This window comes from Streptomyces sp. NPDC091279 (assembly GCF_044757465.1).
Taxonomy (GTDB): Bacteria; Actinomycetota; Actinomycetes; order Streptomycetales; family Streptomycetaceae; genus Streptomyces.
Genome location: NZ_JBIVVA010000021.1, coordinates 55,695 through 76,034, shown reverse-complemented (window position 1 = coordinate 76,034; position 20,340 = coordinate 55,695). Strand labels below are relative to the sequence as shown.

Genomic DNA, 20,340 nt, shown 5'->3' with positions numbered 1-20,340 from the left:
TCGGGTGCGGGTGCGTCGTGGCTGGTCGCGCAGTTCCCCGCGCCCCTGGGGGGTGTGTGGTGGCCTTGGCCGGGCAGGTCCCCCCGCGACGCGGGGCGGCTGCCTGGTTGGCGGGACTGGATGCCGGTGAGGGGGCGCGGGGAACTGCGCGGCCTGCCCCCACGGCGCCGCACCCGAGAACGGCTCGGCCCTCCCCGGAGGTTGCCTGGTTGGCGTGACCGTATGCCGCTAAAGGGGCGCGGGGAACTGCGCGCTCAGCCACGATGGCGCCGCACCCGCCGTCGGTTGATTGGCCCCGGCCAACTTTCTGGTCGGCGGGACTGGACGTCGTTAAAGGGGCGCGGGGAACTGCGCGGCCAGCCCCCGCGCACCCGCGCCCGTCGAACAACCGCCCCCCCGAGGGGGCCCTCAGACGCCGCCTACTGCTGTGAGCAGGGCCAGGGGGGCCGCCGCCGACCGGGACTCCCGTACGCACGCGTGGGGATACGGGACCGGCGTCGGACAGGCCCCCCTGTCGTAGCCGGCGAGAACCTCCGGCAACCGATGCCCCGTCGCGGACGCCGCGTCCACCAACGCGTGGGCCACGGACCGAGCCTCGTCATGCAACCCGTACCGAGCCAACCCGAGCGCGATCAACGCGTTGTCATGAGGCCACACCGACCCCCGGTGATACGACAACGGGTGATACGCCCCCTGCCCGGAGGCCACCGTCCGCACCCCCCACCCGGAGAAGAAGTCCGGCGCGAGCAGCCGCCGCCCGACCGCCTCCCCGTACTCCTTGTCCAGCAGCCCCGACCACAGCAGATGCCCCGCGTCGGAGGCGAGCGCGTCCACCTGCCGCCCCTCCCCGTCCAGCGCGAGCGCCGGAAACTCCTGCTCCCGCATCCAGAAGTCCCGTTGGAAACGGTCCCGGAGATCCCCCGCCGCCTGTTCGAGGAGCGCCGCGTACACCTCGTCGTCCCAGACCGTGCGCGCGAGGTGCGCGGTGCGGCGCAGCGCGTCGTACGCGTACCCCTGCGCCCCCGCCGCCAGCACCGGCCCGCTCGTCCGGGTGCCGTCGGCGGAGCAGATCGCGCCGGGGGAGTCCTTCCAGTTCTGGTTGGCGAGGCCGCCCTGGTCGGCGCGGTAGACCAGGTACCCGCGCGAGGTGAGCCCGCCGTGGTCGAGCATCCAGCCGATCGCCGCCCGCGCGTGCGGCTCAAGACGCCGGGCCAGCCCCGTGTCCCCGGTCCGCTCGACGTACGCCCCCAGCAGCACCAGGAACAACGGTGTCGCGTCCACCGACCCGTAGTACCGCCCGAACGGCACCTGCCCGAAGTGCGCCAACTCCCCGTGCCGCACCTCGTGCACGATCTTCCCCGGCTGCGAGACGGCCGCAGGCCCGGTCTCGGTGGCCTGGACGGCGGCGAGCGCGGGCAACGTCGCCGCCGCCAGCTGCGGAAGGTAGGGGAGCGCGAACAACGAGGTCAGCAGCGCGTCCCGGCCGAGCAGCGTCAGGAACCAGGGCGCGCCCCCGGCCGGCACCCGCAGCTCCTCACCGTCCGGCCCGGTCGCCGGCACCTGGAGCGCGGCGAGGTCGGCGAGGCCGCGCGCACACGCCGTCGACAGCTCGGGCCAGCCGGTCGGGAAGGCCACGCCCTCCACGAACTCCGCCTCCAACGCCCGCAGTTGCTCACCCGCGGCGACCGGCGAGGCGGGCACCCGGGGTTCCTGGGCCGCGCCGTGCGGACGGGCGGCGACCCGCAACGACAGTTCGGCGGCGCCGTGCGCGGCGAGGTCGAGGCTCCAGACCAGCCGACGGGCCCCGGTACCGGTCTCCTCGACGCCGTCCGGCGCGGGCGCGGCCGTCACCGTCGTCGAAGAGCGCCAGTCACCCCGCTGGTAGCTGAACTCCACGCCGTCGTCGAGGACTTGACGGGAGCGGGTGGCGCCGACCTTGACATAGGTGCGGTGGTCGGAGCGCAGCTCGAACTGGTCGGTGAAGTCGGCGTCCACGGTGAGCGCGAGCCGCACCGTCGTCGGCACCGGACGGTTGCTGGTCAGCCGCAGCGTCTCGACGAACGCCCCTTCGCCGACGGCCTGTTCACGGAAGATCGTGTACGCGGGCGGCTCCTGCCGACCCCCGCGCGGCACCAGCACACAGCGCGCCGTCTCCCCGTCCGCGACCGGCGTGAGCGACTCCGGCACCGCGCCGTCGGCCGTCAGCTGCCAACGGCTCAGATGCCGGGCGTCCCGCACGAACAACCCGTCCGGCGAACCGGAGTTGCGCACGCCGCTGATGTCTCCGCCGTCACCCACACACGCGAACGTCCCGCCGTGCACGAGCAGATGATGCCGGTCCGTCATGCGTCGTCCCCTCCCTTGTCACTCATCTCGAACGTGCGCGAGCCCGCCGTCGACACCTGGTCGCCGGGGCGGGTGTGGAGCAGGTCCAGCGTGAGCGCGGCCGTCCAGCCGAAGCCGGTGGCCCCGCAGGCCTCGCCGGTGAACGGGTCGACGTACTCGGCGAATCGGGACGTTTGGGCGATGTCGAGGAAGGCGCGGCGCAGGGCGTCGGCCCGGTCCAGTTCGCCGTGCGTGCGCAGGCCCCGTTCCAGCAGCCAGCTGGTGTTGAACCAGGCCGGGCCCCGCCAGTACCGGTGCGGGTCGAACTCCTCACCGAGCAGGTCGTAACTGGGCGCCAGCCGGGTGGCACCGCCGAGCCCGAAGTGCGGCCCGTACGCCGTGCGGACCAGCGCGGCGACCGTCTCCCGGGGCAGGTCGGGCAGGAGCAGCGGCACCAGCCCCGACACGCTGCGCTCGGGGATCAGCCCGCCGCCGCGCACGTCCCGGCACAGGAACATCCCGGCCGCCGGGTCCCACAGCCGCTCCCGCAGCACCCGGGTCAGCCGTTCGGCCCGCGCGTGCCGCGCCGTGCCGGTGGCCCCCAACTCCGCCGCGATCCGGGCGAGGGCGTGCTCGGAGGCGATCAGCAGGGCGTTGAACGCCGGGTCCTCGACGGCGAATTGGGCGCCGTCACCGTCGTTGTACCCGCCGTCCCGGTACTCCGTCGCGAGCCGCACGTACCGGCCGTAGTCCGTGTCCGTCGGGCGGTCCTCGGGGGCGCCGTGGTCGAGGTCGGCGCGGCGGAAGGAGCGGGCCGGGGCCGGGGTGATACGGGCGAGCGGGGCGTCCCAGCAGGGGCTGTTGTCCATGCCCTGTTCCCAGGGGTGCACGACGGACGCGAGCCCGGCGCCGCCGAGGTCACGCCGGTGCAGCAGATAGCGGTGCCAGGCCGCCAGGCGCGGGTAGATGCGGGTGAGGAAGCCGCGCGCCCGCGACAGCCCGGGGTCGGCCTGGTGCACCAGCCACGCGGCCAGCGCGTGCACCGGTGGCTGCACGATGCCCGAGGTCTGTACCGTGCGCGGGGCGCCCGCGGCGCGCCCGGCGGTGGAGGAGCGCCAGAAGTCGGGGCTCGGGAAGTACGCGTCGAGCGGGACGGAGGGGTTGAACACGATGTGCGGAATCCGCCCGTCCGCCCACTGCGCGGTCAGCAGCGTCTCCAGCTCCGTCTGCGCCCGCAGCGGCGACAGATGCCGCAGGCCGATCGCGATGAACGCCGAGTCCCATGACCACTGGTGCGGATACAGCCCGCGCGAGGGCACCGTGGAGGTGCCCGTCCAGTTCGCCTCCAGCACGCGGACGGCTCCGACGTGCAGCGGGTCCGCGGGCGGCGGATCGTATGCAACGGCGTGTTCCGTGAAACGGCTGGTGAAGAGTGCGGTGCGATCCACTCGGGGCTCCCCGAAAGACGTCCTGCCGACCGGGTTCGGTCTTGGCTACCGTAGGGTTACGTCTATTTAACACGCACAACTCAATATGTAATGCAGAGTTGAGAAACACAAGGGGGTGCGCATGACCGGTCGGGGACAGACGAGCGCCGGAGACCTGCTCGAACTGGTGCGAAGCGGGCGAGCCACCACACGCGGTGCCCTCCAGCAGGCCACCGGACTGTCCCGCGCCACCGTCGGCCAACGTCTCGAACGGCTGTTCCGTGCGGGCTGGCTGCGCGAGGGCGCCGGCGGCCCGGTCGACTCACCCCTGGGCGGGCGCCCCTCCATCACCCTGGAGTTCGACGACGAACACGCCGTCGTCCTCGCCGCCGACCTCGACACCCGGCACGCCCGCGCCGCCCTGCTCTCCCTCACCGGCGAGATACACGCGGAGCGCTCCGGTCCGCTCGCCGTCGACGACGGCCCCGAGGTGGTGCTCGGCACCCTCGGTGACTGGTTCGCCGACCTGCTGAAGGAGGCCGGCCGCCCCGCCCGCGCGGTCTGCGGCATCGGCCTCGCCGTGCCGGGCCCCGTCGACAGCGAGACCGGCCGGGTCGTGCAGCCCCCGATGATGCCGGGCTGGGACGGCTACGACATAAGGGGCCGCCTGGCCCGCGCCTTCACCGAACGCGCCGGCGCCCCGACCGTCCCGGTCCTCGTCGACAACGACGCCAACCTCATGGCCTACGGCGAGCAGCGCGTGGGCCACCCCGACTGCTCGGCGTTCGTCCTCGTCAAGGTCTCCACCGGCATCGGCGCCGGGGTCGTCGTCGACGGCAGCGTCTACCGCGGCATCGACGGCGGCGCCGGCGACATCGGCCACATCCGGGTCGGCGCCGACGCGCTGTGCCGGTGCGGCTCCCACGGCTGCCTCGCCGCCGTCGCGAGCGGTGGCGCCGTCGCCCGACGGCTGACGGAGGCGGGGGTTCCGGCCGGGTCGGGCTCCGACGTACGGGAGCTGCTGGCCGCGGGACACCCGGAGGCGCTCGCCCTGGCCCGCGAGGCGGGCCGTCAGGTGGGCGACGTCCTGGCCACGGTGGTGACCCTCTTGAACCCCGGCGTCCTGATGATCGCCGGCGACCTGGCCGGCACCCCCTTCCTCACCGGCGTCCGAGAACTCCTCTACCAACGAGCCCTCCCCCGCTCCACAGCCCACCTGGACGTAGTAACAGCCCACCTAGGCGAACGAGCAGCCCTCATAGGAGCAGCAGCCCAGGTGGTCGAATACCTCTACACCCCAGAACGAGCAGAGGAACGCTTGGTCGCACTGGGGGTGTGAGAACAGCCCGGCCTGCCGCCCCGACCTCGGCTGATGGCCGGCGGCACTTTGCCAACGCCGGTTGGCCCACGCCCGTCGCTGGACGCCCCGAGCCCCAACGCCGCCACGGGCGCGGGGAACTGCGCGGCCAGCCCCCACGCACCCGCACCCGGCAGGCAACCCCACCTCACCTCACCCCCAGCCGCCCACCACCCCGCGCAGGGGCCCGTTCGCATGGTGAAATCCGGCTCCCCCTACTAGCGTGATTCTCGCCACCTTGGGAGCACCCCTGATGGGGGTGGCGCTCATGTGAGCGATCTTGAGGCGGCTGCACTTCTCCAAGGGGTGGCACTCGGTGCCATCGGGTGATCGTTCATCGATCAAAATCAAACGGGCGGTGAAGATGCTCAACTGAGCGGAAAGTCCGACCTGTGCCCGCCCGCACCCGATCTCGCGTTCAAGAGGTGAACGCAACGGCGGCCCCCCACCCCCCGCCCCGTGACTTTCGATCCGCTGGCGGAGGGCGGGTTACAGGCGTATGACACGCAAGTGGCCGTACCCAGACGCCTTCGATCTGGGTATGTTCCTCGCCGTCAGGGCAGCCCACCGCGTCCCGAGGAGTCGAGACCCGTGTCGGAAATCAAAGAACCCCCGGTCAGTCCCGTAACGACAGCGGCGCCCCAGGGGCCGAAGTTCGTTTATGACTTCACCGAAGGCAACAAGGACCTCAAGGACCTCCTGGGTGGCAAGGGCGCCAACCTCGCCGAGATGACCAACCTGGGCCTCCCCGTCCCGCCGGGGTTCACGATCACCACCGACGCCTGCAAGGTGTACCTCGACAGCGGCCAGGAGCCGGCGGCACTGCGTGCCGAGGTGAGTGCGCACCTCGACGCCCTTGAGGCCAGGATGGCCAAGAAGCTCGGCCAGGCCGACGACCCGCTGCTGGTGTCGGTGCGGTCGGGGGCGAAGTTTTCGATGCCGGGCATGATGGACACCGTTCTCAACATCGGTCTGTCCGACCAGTCCGTGCAGGGCCTGGCCCGGCAGGCCGGCGACGACCGGTTCGCGTGGGACTCCTACCGCCGCCTCATCCAGATGTTCGGCAAGACGGTCCTCGGCGTCGACGGCGAGCTGTTCGAGGAGGCGTTGGAGAAGGCCAAGTCGGCCAAGAAGGTCGCGGTCGACACCGAGTTGGAGGCGGCCGACCTCAAGAAACTGGTCACCGCCTTCAAGAAGATCGTGAAGAAGGAGGCCGGCCGGGACTTCCCGCAGGACCCGCGTGAGCAGATGGACCTCGCGATCCACGCGGTCTTCGACTCCTGGAACACCGACCGCGCCAAGCTCTACCGCCGTCAGGAACGCATCCCGCACGACCTCGGCACCGCCGTCAACGTCTGCTCGATGGTCTTCGGCAACCTCGGCCCCGACTCCGGCACCGGCGTCGCCTTCACCCGCGACCCCGCCTCCGGCCACCAGGGCGTCTACGGCGACTACCTCCAGAACGCGCAGGGCGAGGACGTCGTCGCCGGCATCCGCAACACCGTTCCGCTCGCCGAACTGGAACGGCTCGACCAGAAGTCGTACGCCGAACTGATGCAGATCATGGCGACCCTGGAGAACCACTACAAGGACCTCTGCGACATCGAATTCACCATCGAGCGCGGCCAGTTGTGGATGCTCCAGACCCGGGTCGGCAAGCGCACCGCGGGGGCCGCCTTCCGCATCGCCACCCAACTGGTGGACCAGGGCCTCATCGACGAGACCGAGGCCCTGCAACGCGTCACCGGCGCCCAGCTCGCCCAGCTGATGTTCCCGCGCTTCGACGAGCACGCCAAGACGAAGCCGGTCGGACGCGGCATCGCGGCCTCCCCGGGAGCGGCCGTCGGCAAGGCGGTGTTCGACTCCTACACCGCCGTCAAATGGTCCCGCTCCGGCGAGAAGGTCATCCTGGTGCGACGGGAGACCAACCCCGACGACCTCGACGGCATGATCGCCGCCGAGGGCATCCTCACCAGCCGGGGCGGCAAGACCTCCCACGCGGCCGTCGTCGCGCGCGGCATGGGCAAGACCTGTGTGTGCGGCGCGGAGGAGCTGGAGGTCGACACCAAGCGGCGGCGGATGACCGTGCCGGGCGGGCAGCTCGTCGAGGAGGGCGACCTCATCTCCATCGACGGCTCCAGCGGCAAGGTCTACCTCGGTGAGGTGCCGGTCGTGCCGTCGCCGGTCGTCGAGTACTTCGAGGGCCGCATGCACGCCGGCGCGGACGACGCCGACGAACTCGTCGAGGCCGTCCACCGGATCATGGCGTTCGCCGACCGCAAGCGCCGGCTGCGGGTGCGGGCCAACGCCGACAACGCCGAGGACGCGTTGCGCGCCCGCCGTTTCGGTGCCCAGGGCATCGGCCTGTGCCGCACCGAGCACATGTTCCTCGGCGACCGCCGTGAACTGGTCGAACGGCTGATCCTCGCGGACACCGACACCGAGCGCGAGGAGTCCCTCAAGGCGCTGCTGCCGCTCCAGAAGAAGGACTTCGTCGAACTGTTCGAGGCGATGGACGGCCTGCCCGTCACCGTCCGCCTCCTCGACCCGCCGCTGCACGAGTTCCTGCCCGACATCACCGAACTCTCCGTCCGGGTCGCCCTCGCGGAGTCCCGCCAGGAGTCGCACGAGAACGACCTGCGGCTCCTCCAGGCCGTGCACCGCCTGCACGAGCAGAACCCGATGCTCGGCCTGCGCGGGGTCCGCCTCGGACTGGTGATCCCGGGCCTGTTCACCATGCAGGTGCGGGCGATCGCGGAGGCGGTGGCCGAACGCCGCGAGGCCAAGGGCGACCCGCGCGCCGAGATCATGATCCCGCTCGTCGGCACGGTCCAGGAACTGGAGATCGTCCGCGAGGAGGCCGACCGCGTCGTCGCCGAGGTCAGCGAGGCCACCGGCAGCGAACTCACGCTGGCCATCGGCACGATGATCGAGCTGCCGCGCGCCGCGCTCACCGCCGGCCAGATCGCGGAGGCGGCGGAGTTCTTCTCGTTCGGCACGAACGACCTCACCCAGACGGTGTGGGGCTTCAGCCGCGACGACGTCGAGGCCAGCTTCTTCACCGCCTACCTGGAGAAGGGCATCTTCGGCGTCAGCCCGTTCGAGACCATCGACCGGGACGGCGTCGGCGCGCTCGTCAAGCTGGCGGTGGAGGCGGGTCGCGCGACCCGCCCCGACCTCAAACTCGGCGTCTGCGGCGAGCACGGCGGCGACCCCGAGTCCGTCCACTTCTTCCACGAGGTGGGCCTCGACTACGTCTCCTGCTCCCCGTTCCGCATCCCGGTCGCGCGCCTGGAGGCGGGCCGGGCGGCGACGGTGTCGACGGGCAGCGACCACCGCTAGACACTCCACCGGAAACGCCGAGGGGCGGCACCCTGTGCGGGGGTGTCGCCCTTCCGGCGTCCTGCGCCCGCCCGTAGCCTGGCCGCCCCACCCCCACCAGAAGGGCGCCCCCCCTCATGAGCCGTTGGAACGTCGGCGACATCCCCGACCAGACCGGCCGCACCGCCGTCGTCACCGGCGCCAACAGCGGCCTCGGATACGTCACCGCACGGGAGTTGGCCCGCAAGGGCGCCCACGTGATCCTCGCCTGCCGCGACGAGACCCGGGGCAACGACGCTGTCGGCCGCCTCCGCGACGAAGTCCCGGACGCGCACGTCGAGTTCGGCCACCTCGACCTCGGGAACCTGCGATCCGTAAGGGAGTTCGCCGCCGGGTTCGGGCCCGAGCGGCTCGACCTGCTCGTCAACAACGCCGGGGTGATGGCCCCGCCGTACGGCACCACGGCGGACGGGTTCGAGACGCAGTTCGGCGTCAACCATCTGGGCCACTTCGCCCTCACCGGGCTGCTCCTGCCCCACCTGCGGGCCGCGCCCGGCGCCCGGGTGGTGACCGTGTCCAGCATGATGCACGCGCTGGCCGACCTGGACTTCGCCGACCTCAACAGCGAGCGCGGCTACCGGCGTTGGATCGCCTACGGCCGCTCCAAGACCGCCAACCTGCTGTTCACCCACGAGTTGGCCCGTCAGGCCGGCACGGACGGCCCGATCGCGGTCGCCGCGCACCCCGGTTACGCGGCCACCAACCTCCAGACGGCGGGCCCCCGGGCGGAGGGACGCCGAGCGGTCGAACGCGTGGTGGAGATCGGCAACCGGGTGGTGGCCCAGTCGGCGGAGGCCGGTGCCCTCCCCACCCTCTACGCGGCCACGGCCCCCGACATCCGCCCCGGCACCTTCTGGGGCCCCTCCTTCCTCATGTGGCGAGGAGCCCCAGCCCCCTCCTGGCAAGCCGCCCGAACCAGGAACGACACAACAGCCCACCACCTCTGGCACACCTCAGAACAACTGACAGCGACCAAGTGGACGGCAACAAGGGCAACGTGAGCGGCAACTGAGCCAACGCCCCGCTCCCTCAAGGCATTTGGGGGCGCAGGGCTGTGTCGATGTGTGGCTCCGTCGCGTGGGCGCGACCAGCTACGACGCGCCGTCAGCCACATCCGCACTCCCCGCCCCATCCCGCCTCACGCGAACTCGGGTATCAGCTCCCCGACCCGCCGAATACTCTCCATGACCCGCGGATGCGAAATCCCCCCGACCTGCTGGAAGCACATCAACCGATCGATCCCCGCGTCCGCATACGCCCGCAACTTGCGCCGGCACGTCTCGGGACTACCGACGATCAACGAGTCCTGAGCCATCAGCGCCTCGAACAACTCGTCCTCGGGAACCGTCTCCCCCTGAAGAATCCGCCCGATGGCGATCTGCGCGGCATTGGGCGCCGCCCCCGACTCGCCCCGAAGGAACGCCCCGGTCAACCCCCCACCCGCCGGATCGGCGAGAATCCCCTGCTCGATCTTCATGTTCTCGACGAACGCCTCGGCCGCCTCGAAGAAGGTCAGCGCCCGAGCCGTGTACCACGCGGCAGCGGTCGCCGCGCCCGACCGCAACGCCTCCTCGTCGGTCTCCGCACAGTGCACGAACGTGAAGAACGCGACCTGGTCGTTGACGAACGCCCCGGCCGGCTTCTGACAGTTCGCCGCCGCCTCCCGGTACAGCTCCACCAGCCGGGCCACCCGGGTGAGCGGCTCCCACAGCGTGGTGCCGAGCACACCCACCCCGCGCCGCCCGGCCTCCTCGAACGACGCCGGACTGGAGGCCGCCTGCCACAGCGCGGGGTGCGGCTGCTGCAACGGGCCCGGCACGACGGGCCGTTCACCCTCGCCCGCCCACAGGCGGGGTATCTCGTCGAAGGCGTGCTGCGTCTGCGCCCGCGCGGTCGCCGGGTCGACGCCGAACATCCGCCACTCGGGCGCGGTCGAGCGGGTCAGGCCCAGTTCGACCCGGCCGCCGCTCAACTGGTCGAGCCACGCGGCGCGTTCGGCGACCCGGCGCGGGTGGTTGATCTCGGCCGGGGCCAGCACCGCGGCGTGGCCGAGCCGGATGCGGGAGGTACGCTGCGACAACGCCGCGAGCAGCAGCTCGGGTGCCGAACTGAGGCTGAACTCCTCGGCGCCGTGGTGCTCCACCTGCCACCAGCAGTCGTACCCCAACTCGTCCGCCAACGCGGCCTGTTCCAGCGTCTCCGTGATCCGCCGGTGTTCGTGGTCCTCGGTCGCCCACGGGCGCGGGTCCTGGATCTCGCTGAACATGTCGAGCTTCACGTGCCGAACTGCCTCTCTGTTCTGCCGTTCACGCCGCGGGAAAGATCTTCCGCTTCTCTCGAACAGAGTGCCGTGTACGACATTGTCGTGATAGCGGCCCGGTGTGTGATTCATATCGTATTTTGTGGAGCTTTCGCGAAGAAGTCGTCCGGTACCGGGCGGGTGTCCAGATAGAACCACTCGGCGGTGGGCCCGGGGGAGGCCTCGGGCCGGGGACGCGGCCCGCCCCGGCGGGGCAACGGCGTCCCGTCGGCGGCGTGGGTGACGTGCTCACCGTTCGCCCCGTACTCGATGGCCTCGCCGTACTCGATGGCCTCGCCGTTCCCGCCGTTCTCGAAGCGCGCGCCCTCGGACGCGGGGGCGTCCTCCGGTCGGGCCGGGAGCGGCATCAGCAGCTCCACGCGGATGTCCTTGGCGCGTTGCTGGGCGACGAACTCGTCGACCTGGGTGCGGCAGGCGTGGTCTAGGTGGGTGACGCCGGTGAGGTCGAGGCGGATGCGCGGGCGCCCCGACTCGGCGGCGGCCTCCAACGCCTCGATGAGCTGCGGCAGTCGCAGGAAGGTGGCGTTCCCGGCCATCACGACTTTCGCGGTGTCGTCGTCGAGGTGCTGGCGCACCACGGTCCGGGACATGCGCAGGGCCGCGAGCACGATGCCCGCCGCGAGCCCGACCAGCACGCCCTCCAGGAGCGCGGTCGCCACGATCACCCCCGTGGTGAGGGCCATCACCGCGAACTCGCCCCGGTCCTGCCGCCACATCTTCGGGAACTCGCCCGGCGCGAACAGCTTCCAGCCGCTGTGCACCAGCACACCCGCGAGCACCGAGATCGGGATGAGCGCCAGCACCTGGGGGAGCAGCATCGCGAACGCCAGCAGCCACAGCCCGTGCAGGGTGCGCGAGAGCCGCGTCTTCGCGCCCGCCTGGACGTTGGCCGAACTGCGGGCCACCACCGCGGTGATGGGCAGCGCGCCGAGCAGTCCGGCGAGGGCGTTCCCGGCGCCCTGCGCGACGAGTTCGGGGTTGTAGCGGGTGCGCGGGCCGTCGTGCATCCGGTCCACGGCGGCCGCGGTGAACAGCGACTCGGCGGACGCGATCACCGTGAACGTGAGGATCGCGGTGATGATGCCGGCGTCCGCGAGCCCCGCGAACTGCGCGGGACCCGGCAACGACACCGACGCGAGGAGGTTGCCGACCTGGAGGGTGCGCACCTCGACGCCGGGCAGCGCGGCGACGGCCATGCCGATCACCACGGCGACCAGCGCGGCCGGCGCCTTGTTCAGCGGCGCGGGCACCTTCTTCCACAGGAAGCTCAGCACGACGGTGGCCGTGCCGAGCCCGGCCGCGATCAGCGCCTGCGGATCGGCGAACGTGTCCGCGAGCAGCCCGGGGAAACCGGCCATGTTCTCCAACGGCGTGCCCGGCGCCTTCGCGTCCGCCGCCGGGTAGGCCTGGCTGAACATCAACGGCAGCCCGATCCCGGCCAGCATGCCCTGCACCACGGCCAGCGAGATCGCCTGGAAGAACCGGCCGAACCGGATCAGCCCGAGCACGATCTGCAACAGCCCCGAGAAGAGCACGACGATCCCGAGCATCGCCACGCCGTGCTCCACCACCGTCTCCGCCACCAGCGCCGCGAGCCCGGCGGCCGGACCGCTGACCTGGAGCGTGGAACCCCGGGCCGCGCCGACGACGAGGCCGCCGATCACGCCCGAGATGATGCCGAGTTCGGCCGGCACCCCGGACGCCACGGCCACGCCGATGCACAGCGGCAGCGCGACCAGGAAGACGACGAGGGACGCGGTGATCTCGGTGGCCAGATCGGCCTTGGGACCCTTGGGACCCTTGAGGTTCTTGGAGGCCAGGGGGCGGAACGGCGATGACGCGGCCCTGGGCGGCTCCGGCGGCCTAGGTGGCATCGGCGGCATCGGGGGCGGCGCGGGCGCGGGCTCGTCGAACAGCCACCGCCCGCTCTCCGTCCAGTCCACCCCCGGCGCCTCCTCGCGGGCCCGCGCGTGCCGGGCGTGGGTGCCGCTCATGCCGCGTGCACCCGGAACGAACCGTCCGCGTCCAACTCCTGCACCTGACCGGTGTCCACCTCGTAGTACCAGCCGTGCAGCCGCAGCCGCCCCTCGTCGAGCCGCCGCCGCGCCACCGGGTAACTCCGCAGCACCGCAAGCTGGTTGACGACGTTCAGCTGCACGATGTCCGACAGCGGCGGGGCGTCGGCACCGGCGCCGAGGACGGGTGCGAGGCGCGGCCGGGCCAGCCCGAGCCACGCGTCGACCCCCGGCAGCCCGGACAGGTCGTCCCCGGACTTCAGGGCACCCATCGCGCCGCAGTACGAGTGACCGCACACGACGATGTCCTGAACGCCGAGCACCTCCAGCGCGTATTCGATGGTGGCGGCCTCGCCCGAGGCGCCCTGCTGCCCGTGCGGCGGGACGATATTGCCCGCGTTCCGCAGCTCGAATATCTCGCCGGGGCGCGCTCCGGTGATCAGTGCGGGAATCACCCGGGAGTCCGAGCAGGTGATGAACAGGACCTCGGGATATTGGCCGTCGGCCAATTTCCGATATGCGTCGCTCTCGAACTCGCAGTGCCGCTTGAAAGCGCGGGCGCGGTCCAGCAGTGCCTTCATGTTTCCTCCCGAGGGGAAGCTTCTGACCTGCTCAAACCGTAACCGTGGCGGGGCTAGTGGAAGGTTAGAGGAACACTAATGCCCGGATAGTCGAAGGGAATTTCTTGGCCTGTTGCGCGCCTCGGCTCACATTTTCGACGGGCGAGTGACATGACGTTGACTGTTCTTGTAGCGTGACGGAACGCGGAATGCGCGAATTCGGTGCACGGCAGACACAGGAGTGACGAGAACGCATGGGCGTACGAGCGCTGCTCATCGAGGACGATCAGACCATCGCCGAACCGCTCGTCGAGGGTCTGCGGCACTTCGGGCTGGTCGTCGACCATGTCCGCACCGGCACGGAGGGGCTCAGAGGGCCCTACGGCGATGTCGTCCTGCTCGATCTGGGGCTGCCCGACGTGGACGGGATCGACGTGTGCCGCGGCATCCGGCAGACCTCCGAGGTGCCCATCATCATCCTCAGCGCCCGGGGCGAGGAGGCCGACCGGGTCCTGGGTCTGGAGCTGGGCGCGGACGACTACCTCGCCAAGCCGTTCAGCATGCGTGAACTCGTCGCCCGGGTAAGGGCGGTGACCCGCAGGTCTCAACGCGGGGGCGGGGCAGGGGAGTTCGGCGCCGCACCCGATAGGGGCCGGCCGCACCCAGGCCAGCAGCACCCGGACCACCCGTACCCCCCGTACTCGGACCACCAGCACCCGGACCACCAGCACCCGGACCAGCGGTACGCGCCTCCCCGGCCGCAGCAACAGGCCCCGGCGGAACGGGAGTTCGGCGCACCGCCCCGTGAGCCGGTGGGTGCCGAATCCGGCGGTTACTTCCAGCAGCCGTCCGGCGCCGGGACCGCCGTTCCCGACGCCTATGACGATGCCCGTGCCGATCCCTACGCCGGTCCCTACGCCGACGCCTACGCCGGTCAGGGGCGGGGTGAGCCGCGGGGCGGTGCCGTTCCGCCGCTGGTCGTGGACCGGCGGACCCGGCAGGTGTGGGTGGGGGAGGGGGCCGTGGCGCTGACGCCGAAGGAGTTCGACCTGCTGGCGCTGCTCTGCGAGGACCCGGGCGCGGTGTACTCACGGCAACAGATCCTCGACCGGGTCTGGGACCCGCACTACGAGGGGCCGACCAAGACACTCGACGTCCATGTGGCCACCCTGCGACGGAAGTTGGGCAACCCGGCCTGGATTCAGACGCTGCGCGGCGTCGGTTTCCGGCTCGCCGTACACACCCGGCCGACGCCCGCGCCCCCGGCGTACGCCGCGCCCGCCGCCGACTGGTCGGCGGACCGGCGATGACCCGACGGCTGCTGCTCAGCTACCTCACGCTCGCCACGCTGGTCCTGCTCTGCCTGGAGATCCCGCTCGGCTTCGTCTACTCGCGGGGCGAACGGGACCGGGTGATCAACGCGGCCAAGGACGAGGCGGAGTCGGTGTCCGCGTACGCCTCGCTCTCCCTCTCCGCCGGGCGCGCGGCCCGGGACCTGCCCGACCGGGTGGCCCACTGCGCCGCCCGCATCGGCGGCGAGGTGGTGATCGTCGACGCGGCCGGTGACCTGCTGGCCTCCTCGCGCGCGCTGTCCGAGGACGAACAGCGCGGCCTCACCGCCGAGTCCGGGGTCGCCGACGCCCTGCGCGGCACCGCCACCACCGACGTCCGCACCTCCACGATCGGCGGGGTGCAGTCCCTCGCGGTGGCCGCCCCGATCCTGCACGGCGCCGAACGGCAGGGCGCGGTCCGGCTCACCCTGCCGACCCGGACCGTCCATGAACGGGTGCACCACGTCTGGGCGTTGCTCGCGCTCGGCGGCCTCGCCGTGCTCGCCGCGGTGGCCGTCCTCGGGTTCGCCATCGCCCGCTGGACCGGCCGCCCGATCCGCGAACTGGAGCAGGCCACCAAGGAGTTGGCGGAAGCGGGCAGCACCACCCCGGTCGCGATCACCGAGGGCCCGCCCGAAGTGCGCAGCCTCGCCGACACGTTCAACCGCACCGCCGCCCGCCTGGAACATCTCCTCGCCGCCCAGCGGGCGTTCGCCGGAGAGGCCTCGCACCAGCTGAAGACGCCACTGTCCGCGCTGCGCCTGCGACTTGAGAACCTGGAGAACGACATCGCGCTGCACGCCCGCGGCAGCCTGGACGCGGCGATGACCGAGACCGACCGGCTGGCCCGGATGGTCGAGGGGCTGCTCGCGATGGCCCGCCTCGACGAGAGCGCCGCCGCCCGCGAGCGGATCGACCTGGACCAGGTGTGCGCCGAACGGCACCACGCCTGGGGGCCGTTGTTCGACCAGTACCGGGTGCGGCTCACGCTGGTCGGCGACTACGCGGGCGAGGTGCTCGCGCTGCCCGGCGCCCTCGAACAGATCCTGGACAACCTGCTCTCCAACGCCCTGCGGGTGGCACCCCCGGGCACCACCGTCACCATGGACGTACGCCTGCGGCTGCCGCACGAACGCCGCTTCGCGCACCGCCCCGTGACGCCCGCCTTCGCCGAACTGCACGTCATGGACGAGGGCCCCGGCATGACCGAGGAGCAGCGCCGGCGCGCCTTCGACCGGTTCTGGCGCGCCCCGGACGCCCCCAAGGGCGGCACCGGTCTCGGCCTCGCCCTGGTGCAGCGGCTCGCCCACGCGAGCGGCGGCGAGGCACGGCTCGGCGTCGCGCCGCTCGGTGGCCTCGACGCGATCGTCCGGCTGCCGTCGGCCCGCGCCGAGACGCCCCGTGCGGAGACGCCCCGTGCCGACGGGTCAGCGGGCCCGCACGGAATACGTCGCCACCCGCACCGAACGGTCGTCCAGGCATACCCCGGTGAGCAGGTCGAACCGCTGCTTCAGGAGCGGTGACGCCACGAACGGGCGGCCCTGGTGGGTGCCGGTGAGACCGCGCGAGAGGACCGCGGCCCCGGTGAACGGGTCACGGTTGTCGACCGCGTACAGCGCGCCCGCGCGGTCCCGGAACAGGGCCACCTGACGGCCGTCGGGCAGCAGGGCGGCGACACCCCGCCCGGGCAGCAGCACGCGCAGCTCGCAGACGGTGAACCAGCCGTCGTCCAGGGCGAGTTGGACCTTGAGGCCGGTGGTCCCGGGGGCCAGGGTCATCGCGCGCTTCCTTCCAGGGGGCGGTGGCCGATGGTCAGCAGCGGCAGATCGGGCTTGATCTGGTCGCGCTCGGGAACGAACCCGACGACCGGGTCGGGGGTGTCGGGGGCGTTCACGAACGACACGAAGCGGGCCAGCTTCTCCGGATCGTCGAGGGTGGTCGCCCACTCGTCCCGGTAGTGGGCGACGTGCGCGGCCATCAGCTCCTCCAACTCCTCGGCGATTCCCAGGGAGTTGTCCACGACGACGTCCCGGACGTGGTCCAGGCCGCCGGGCAGCCGCTCCAGCCAGGTCGAGGTGCGTTCCAGCCGGTCGGCGGTGCGGATGTAGAACATCAGGAACCGGTCGATGAGCCGGACCAGTTCGGCGTCGGAGAGATCCTGCGCGAGGAGGTCGGCGTGGCGCGGGGTGGCGCCGCCGTTGCCGCCCACGTACAGGTTCCAGCCGGTGGCCGTGGCGATCACGCCGAAGTCCTTCGACCGGGCCTCGGCGCACTCGCGGGCACACCCGGAGACCGCCGACTTGAGCTTGTGCGGCGACCTCAACCCCCGGTAGCGCAGCTCCAGTTCGATCGCCATCCGGACCGAGTCCTGGACGCCGTAGCGGCACCAGGTCTGGCCCACGCAGGACTTCACCGTGCGCAGCGCCTTGCCGTACGCGTGCCCGGACTCAAAACCGGCGTCCACCAACCGGGTCCAGATCAGCGGGAGTTGCTCGACGCGGGCGCCGAACATGTCGATGCGCTGGGCGCCGGTGATCTTCGTGTAGAGGCCGAAGTCCCGGGCGATCTCGCCGATCACGATGAGACCCTCGGGGGTGATCTCGCCGCCCGGGATGCGCGGGACCACCGAATAGGAGCCGTTCTTCTGGATGTTGGCGAGGAAATGGTCGTTGCTGTCCTGGAGGGCGGCCTGCTCGTCGTCCAGGACATAGCCGCTGGCGCCGATCACCGGGGCGAGGGAGGCGATGATCGAGCCGACGGTCGGCTTGCAGATCTCGCAGCCGTCGCCGCCCCGGGCGCCCTCGCGGCCGTAGCGGTCCAGGAGATCCTGGTAGGTGGTCAGGCGCAGGGCGCGGACGATCTCGTACAGCTCCTCGCGGGTTCGCGCGAAGCAGCCGCACAGGCCCGGGTCGACCTCGACGCCGTTCGCCGTCAGTTCGGCGCTGACCAGCTGGCCCAGCACCTTGACGCAACTCCCGCACCCGGAACCGGCCTTGGTGCACTTCTTCACCTCCGGCACGGTGGCACAGGCGTGCGCGGTCACGGCGTCCCGGATCGCGTCCTTGGTGACGTGGTGGCAGGAGCAGATCACCGCCTCGTCGGGCAGCGCGCCCGGGCCGAGCCGCACCGACGCCCCGGCGGGCAGCACCAACGACTCCGGCGCCACCGGCGGGACCGAGCCGGTGAACGCGCGCAGCGTGCCGTAGGCCTCCGCGTCGCCGACCAGGATGCCGCCGAGCAGCGTGCCGTCCCGGCCGATCACCAGCTTCTTGTAGAGGCCCGCGCGGGCGTCCGAGTAGACGACGTCGAGACAGTCCCCGGCGCTGCCGTGCGCGTCGCCGAACGACGCCACGTCCACGCCGAGCAGCTTCAGCTTCGTCGACAGGTCGGCGCCGGTGAAGGCGGCTTCGGCGGCGGCGATGGTCGCCGCCGCCGTCTCCGCCTGCTCGTACCCCGGCGCCACCAGCCCGTACACCCGGCCGTCCGCCGCGAGCGCGCACTCCCCGATCGCGAACACCTGCGGGTCCTCGACGCTCCGGCACCGCTCGTCCACCGCGACGCCGCCGCGCTCACCCACCACCAGGCCACAGTCCCGGGCGAGTTGGTCGCGCGGGCGGACACCGGCGCTGAACACCACGAGATCGGCGGCGAGTTCACGGCCGTCGGACAGTTTCATGCCGGTGACGGCCCCGGCCGCGTCGACGGTGATCTCCTGGGTGCCGACGCCCGTGTGCACGGTCAGGCCCAGCTCCTCGACGGTGCGCAGCAGCGCCGCGCCGCCCCCCTCGTCGACCTGCGCGGGCATCAGCCGGGGCGCGAACTCCACGATGTGCGGGGCGAGTCCGAGCCCCTTCAGCGCACCCGCCGCCTCCAGGCCGAGCAGTCCGCCGCCGACCACGGCGCCCGTGCGCGCGCCCGCTTTCGCGTACGCCTCGATCGCGAGGAGGTCCTCGATCGTCCGGTACACGAAACAGCCCTCGGCGTCCCGGTGCGGCACCGGCGGCACGAACGGCGCCGACCCGGTCGCCAGCACCAGCACGTCGTACCCGACGACCAGCCCCGAACGGGCGGTCACGGTACGGGCGTTGCGGTCGATCGACTCGGCCGGGTCGCCGACCCGCAGTTCGATGCCGTGCCCGGCGAGGAACGCCGGGTCGGTCAGGGACAGTTCCTCGGGGGTACGGCCAGAGAAGTACGAGGTGAGGTGGACCCGGTCGTAGGCGGGACGCGGCTCCTCGCACAGCACGACGATCCGGTGCGTCGCGGTCACCCCGCGCTCGGCGAGCGCCTCCAGGAACCGCTGCCCGACCATCCCGTGGCCGACGAGCACCAGGGTCGGAAGCAGCGGTCCGGAACCGACGGAAGACACGGTGGAGGTCATACCGACGACCCTCCGCCGCCGGTGTTACCCCCCGACATCCCACCGGTTACCCACCCGGAACGCTGCCCTCAGCGGGGGAGAAGGGCAAGTGTGAGGGGACGTTCCCCAGGGGTGCTCCCCTAGGTGCCCCCAGGGGTGATCACCTGGACAGACCCCTGTCATAAGGTCATGCGCATGCCCACGTCCACGTCCATGTCCATGTCCCTATCCATACCCGCGGATCTGCATATGCCCGACATCCCCCTGGCCGTCCTCGCGCTCCTCTGCGTGGCCTCGCTCGCGGCCGGCTGGATCGACGCGGTCGTGGGCGGCGGCGGGCTGCTGCTCCTGCCGGCCCTGCTGCTCGGCCTGCCCGCCGGAACACCGGCGGCGTTCGCGCTCGGCACCAACAAGGCCGTCGCGATCGTCGGGACGTCGGCCGCCGCGGTGACGTACGCCCGCCGGGCACCCGTGGACGTGGCCACCGCCGTTCGCATCGGCCTCGCCGCCCTCGCGGGGTCGTCGGCGGGCGCGTTCTTCGCGGCGGGCATGAGCACCGAGGTGCTGAAGCCGGTGATCATGGTGGTGCTGCTCGCGGTCGCCGGGTTCGTGATCCTGCGCCCGTCCTTCGGCACCGCCCCCGCCACCGGCCCGGCGGGGCCCCGCCGCGTCCTCGCCGCGATCGGCCTCGCCGGCCTGGGCATCGGCTTCTACGACGGTCTCATCGGCCCCGGCACCGGGACGTTCCTGGTGCTCGCGCTCACCGCGGTGCTCCACCTCGACCTCGTGACCGCCTCCGCTACCGCAAAGATCGTGAACTGCTGCACCAACGCCGGTGCGCTCGCGATGTTCGCCTGGCAGGGCACGGTGCTGTGGCAACTCGCCGCGCTGCTGGCCGTCTTCAACTTCACCGGCGGCACGCTGGGGGCCCGGACGGCCCTGAAACGAGGCAGCGGTTTCGTCCGAGCAATCCTCCTCACCGTGGTCTTCGCCCTCATAGCCAACCTGGCCTACCAACAATGGCTGAGCTGAGAACACCTACGCCGCCGTCACACCCGCTCGCCCAGTTCCCCGCGCCCTTGGGCGGACCAGCTCGCGTACCGGGAGGGGCTCCGTGCCTTGGGGGTTCGTCGTCGGGTGCGGCACCGTCGTGGCCGTTCGCGCAGTTCCCCGCGCCCCTGGGGTGGGCCAGCTCGCGTGTTCGGGTGCGGCGCCGTGGTGGCTGGTCGCGCAGTTCCCCGCGCCCCTGGGGTGGGGCGGCTCC

Annotated in this window: 13 protein-coding genes; 6 read left to right on the top strand and 7 right to left on the bottom strand. The window is 71.9% G+C overall.

Annotated elements, in window-relative coordinates:
* Positions 1-408: 408 nt before the first annotated feature.
* Positions 409-2,346, bottom strand: coding sequence for a glycogen debranching N-terminal domain-containing protein (locus tag ACIQOU_RS35525; RefSeq protein WP_401544309.1), 1,938 nt, complete (start codon positions 2,344-2,346; stop codon positions 409-411).
* On the bottom strand, positions 2,343-3,773 hold the full coding sequence (locus tag ACIQOU_RS35520) for an MGH1-like glycoside hydrolase domain-containing protein (RefSeq protein WP_401544307.1): 1,431 nt from the start codon (positions 3,771-3,773) through the stop codon (positions 2,343-2,345). Before ACIQOU_RS35520 ends, ACIQOU_RS35525 begins: the two co-directional genes overlap by 4 nt.
* 121 nt (positions 3,774-3,894) lie before the next feature.
* Between ACIQOU_RS35520 and ACIQOU_RS35515 the strand changes: the two genes are divergently transcribed.
* The 3 genes from ACIQOU_RS35515 to ACIQOU_RS35505 all read left to right on the top strand — a co-directional run bounded on the left by ACIQOU_RS35515 (position 3,895) and on the right by ACIQOU_RS35505 (position 9,491).
* A complete protein-coding gene (locus tag ACIQOU_RS35515) occupies positions 3,895-5,091 on the top strand; it encodes an ROK family protein (protein WP_401544304.1) in 1,197 nt (398 codons plus the stop codon).
* A 609-nt stretch (positions 5,092-5,700) separates the two neighbouring features.
* Entirely contained in the window at positions 5,701-8,451 is a 2,751-nt protein-coding gene (ppdK, locus tag ACIQOU_RS35510; protein ID WP_401544301.1) for a pyruvate, phosphate dikinase, read from the top strand.
* A 116-nt stretch (positions 8,452-8,567) separates the two neighbouring features.
* Positions 8,568-9,491: an oxidoreductase gene (locus ACIQOU_RS35505; protein WP_401544300.1), complete on the top strand. Its 924-nt coding sequence runs from the start codon at positions 8,568-8,570 to the stop codon at positions 9,489-9,491.
* Between the two features lie 137 nt (positions 9,492-9,628).
* Here the strand turns inward: ACIQOU_RS35505 and ACIQOU_RS35500 are convergent, their stop codons facing one another.
* The 3 genes from ACIQOU_RS35500 to ACIQOU_RS35490 form a co-directional block, all read right to left on the bottom strand.
* The gene (locus ACIQOU_RS35500) at positions 9,629-10,768 is read right to left on the bottom strand and encodes an LLM class flavin-dependent oxidoreductase (RefSeq protein WP_401544297.1); all 1,140 of its coding nucleotides are present in this window, start codon (positions 10,766-10,768) and stop codon (positions 9,629-9,631) included.
* Positions 10,769-10,878: 110 nt separating this feature from the next.
* The gene (locus tag ACIQOU_RS35495; RefSeq protein ID WP_401544295.1) at positions 10,879-12,804 is read right to left on the bottom strand and encodes a SulP family inorganic anion transporter; all 1,926 of its coding nucleotides are present in this window, start codon (positions 12,802-12,804) and stop codon (positions 10,879-10,881) included.
* Positions 12,801-13,406, bottom strand: a complete 606-nt coding sequence (locus tag ACIQOU_RS35490; RefSeq protein WP_401544293.1) for a carbonic anhydrase — start codon at positions 13,404-13,406, stop codon at positions 12,801-12,803. Before ACIQOU_RS35490 ends, ACIQOU_RS35495 begins: the two co-directional genes overlap by 4 nt.
* Before the next feature lie 233 nt (positions 13,407-13,639).
* Between ACIQOU_RS35490 and ACIQOU_RS35485 the strand changes: the two genes are divergently transcribed.
* Positions 13,640-14,695 (top strand): winged helix-turn-helix domain-containing protein, encoded by a 1,056-nt coding sequence (locus tag ACIQOU_RS35485; protein ID WP_401544290.1) that lies wholly within the window; start codon positions 13,640-13,642, stop codon positions 14,693-14,695.
* Positions 14,692-16,239: an ATP-binding protein gene (locus ACIQOU_RS35480; RefSeq protein ID WP_401544287.1), complete on the top strand. Its 1,548-nt coding sequence runs from the start codon at positions 14,692-14,694 to the stop codon at positions 16,237-16,239. Before ACIQOU_RS35485 ends, ACIQOU_RS35480 begins: the two co-directional genes overlap by 4 nt.
* Here ACIQOU_RS35480 and nirD read toward each other — a convergent pair.
* Together nirD and nirB are read right to left on the bottom strand one after the other, a co-directional pair.
* A complete protein-coding gene (gene nirD, locus ACIQOU_RS35475) occupies positions 16,144-16,494 on the bottom strand; it encodes a nitrite reductase small subunit NirD (RefSeq protein WP_401544284.1) in 351 nt (116 codons plus the stop codon). The two genes, ACIQOU_RS35480 and nirD, sit on opposite strands and share 96 nt — an antisense overlap.
* Entirely contained in the window at positions 16,491-19,097 is a 2,607-nt protein-coding gene (nirB, locus tag ACIQOU_RS35470) for a nitrite reductase large subunit NirB (protein ID WP_401544282.1), read from the bottom strand. Before nirB ends, nirD begins: the two co-directional genes overlap by 4 nt.
* Before the next feature lie 228 nt (positions 19,098-19,325).
* Here nirB and ACIQOU_RS35465 point away from each other — a divergent pair, with 228 nt between their 5' ends.
* Positions 19,326-20,108, top strand: coding sequence for a sulfite exporter TauE/SafE family protein (locus tag ACIQOU_RS35465; RefSeq protein ID WP_401544349.1), 783 nt, complete (start codon positions 19,326-19,328; stop codon positions 20,106-20,108).
* Positions 20,109-20,340 lie beyond the last annotated feature (232 nt).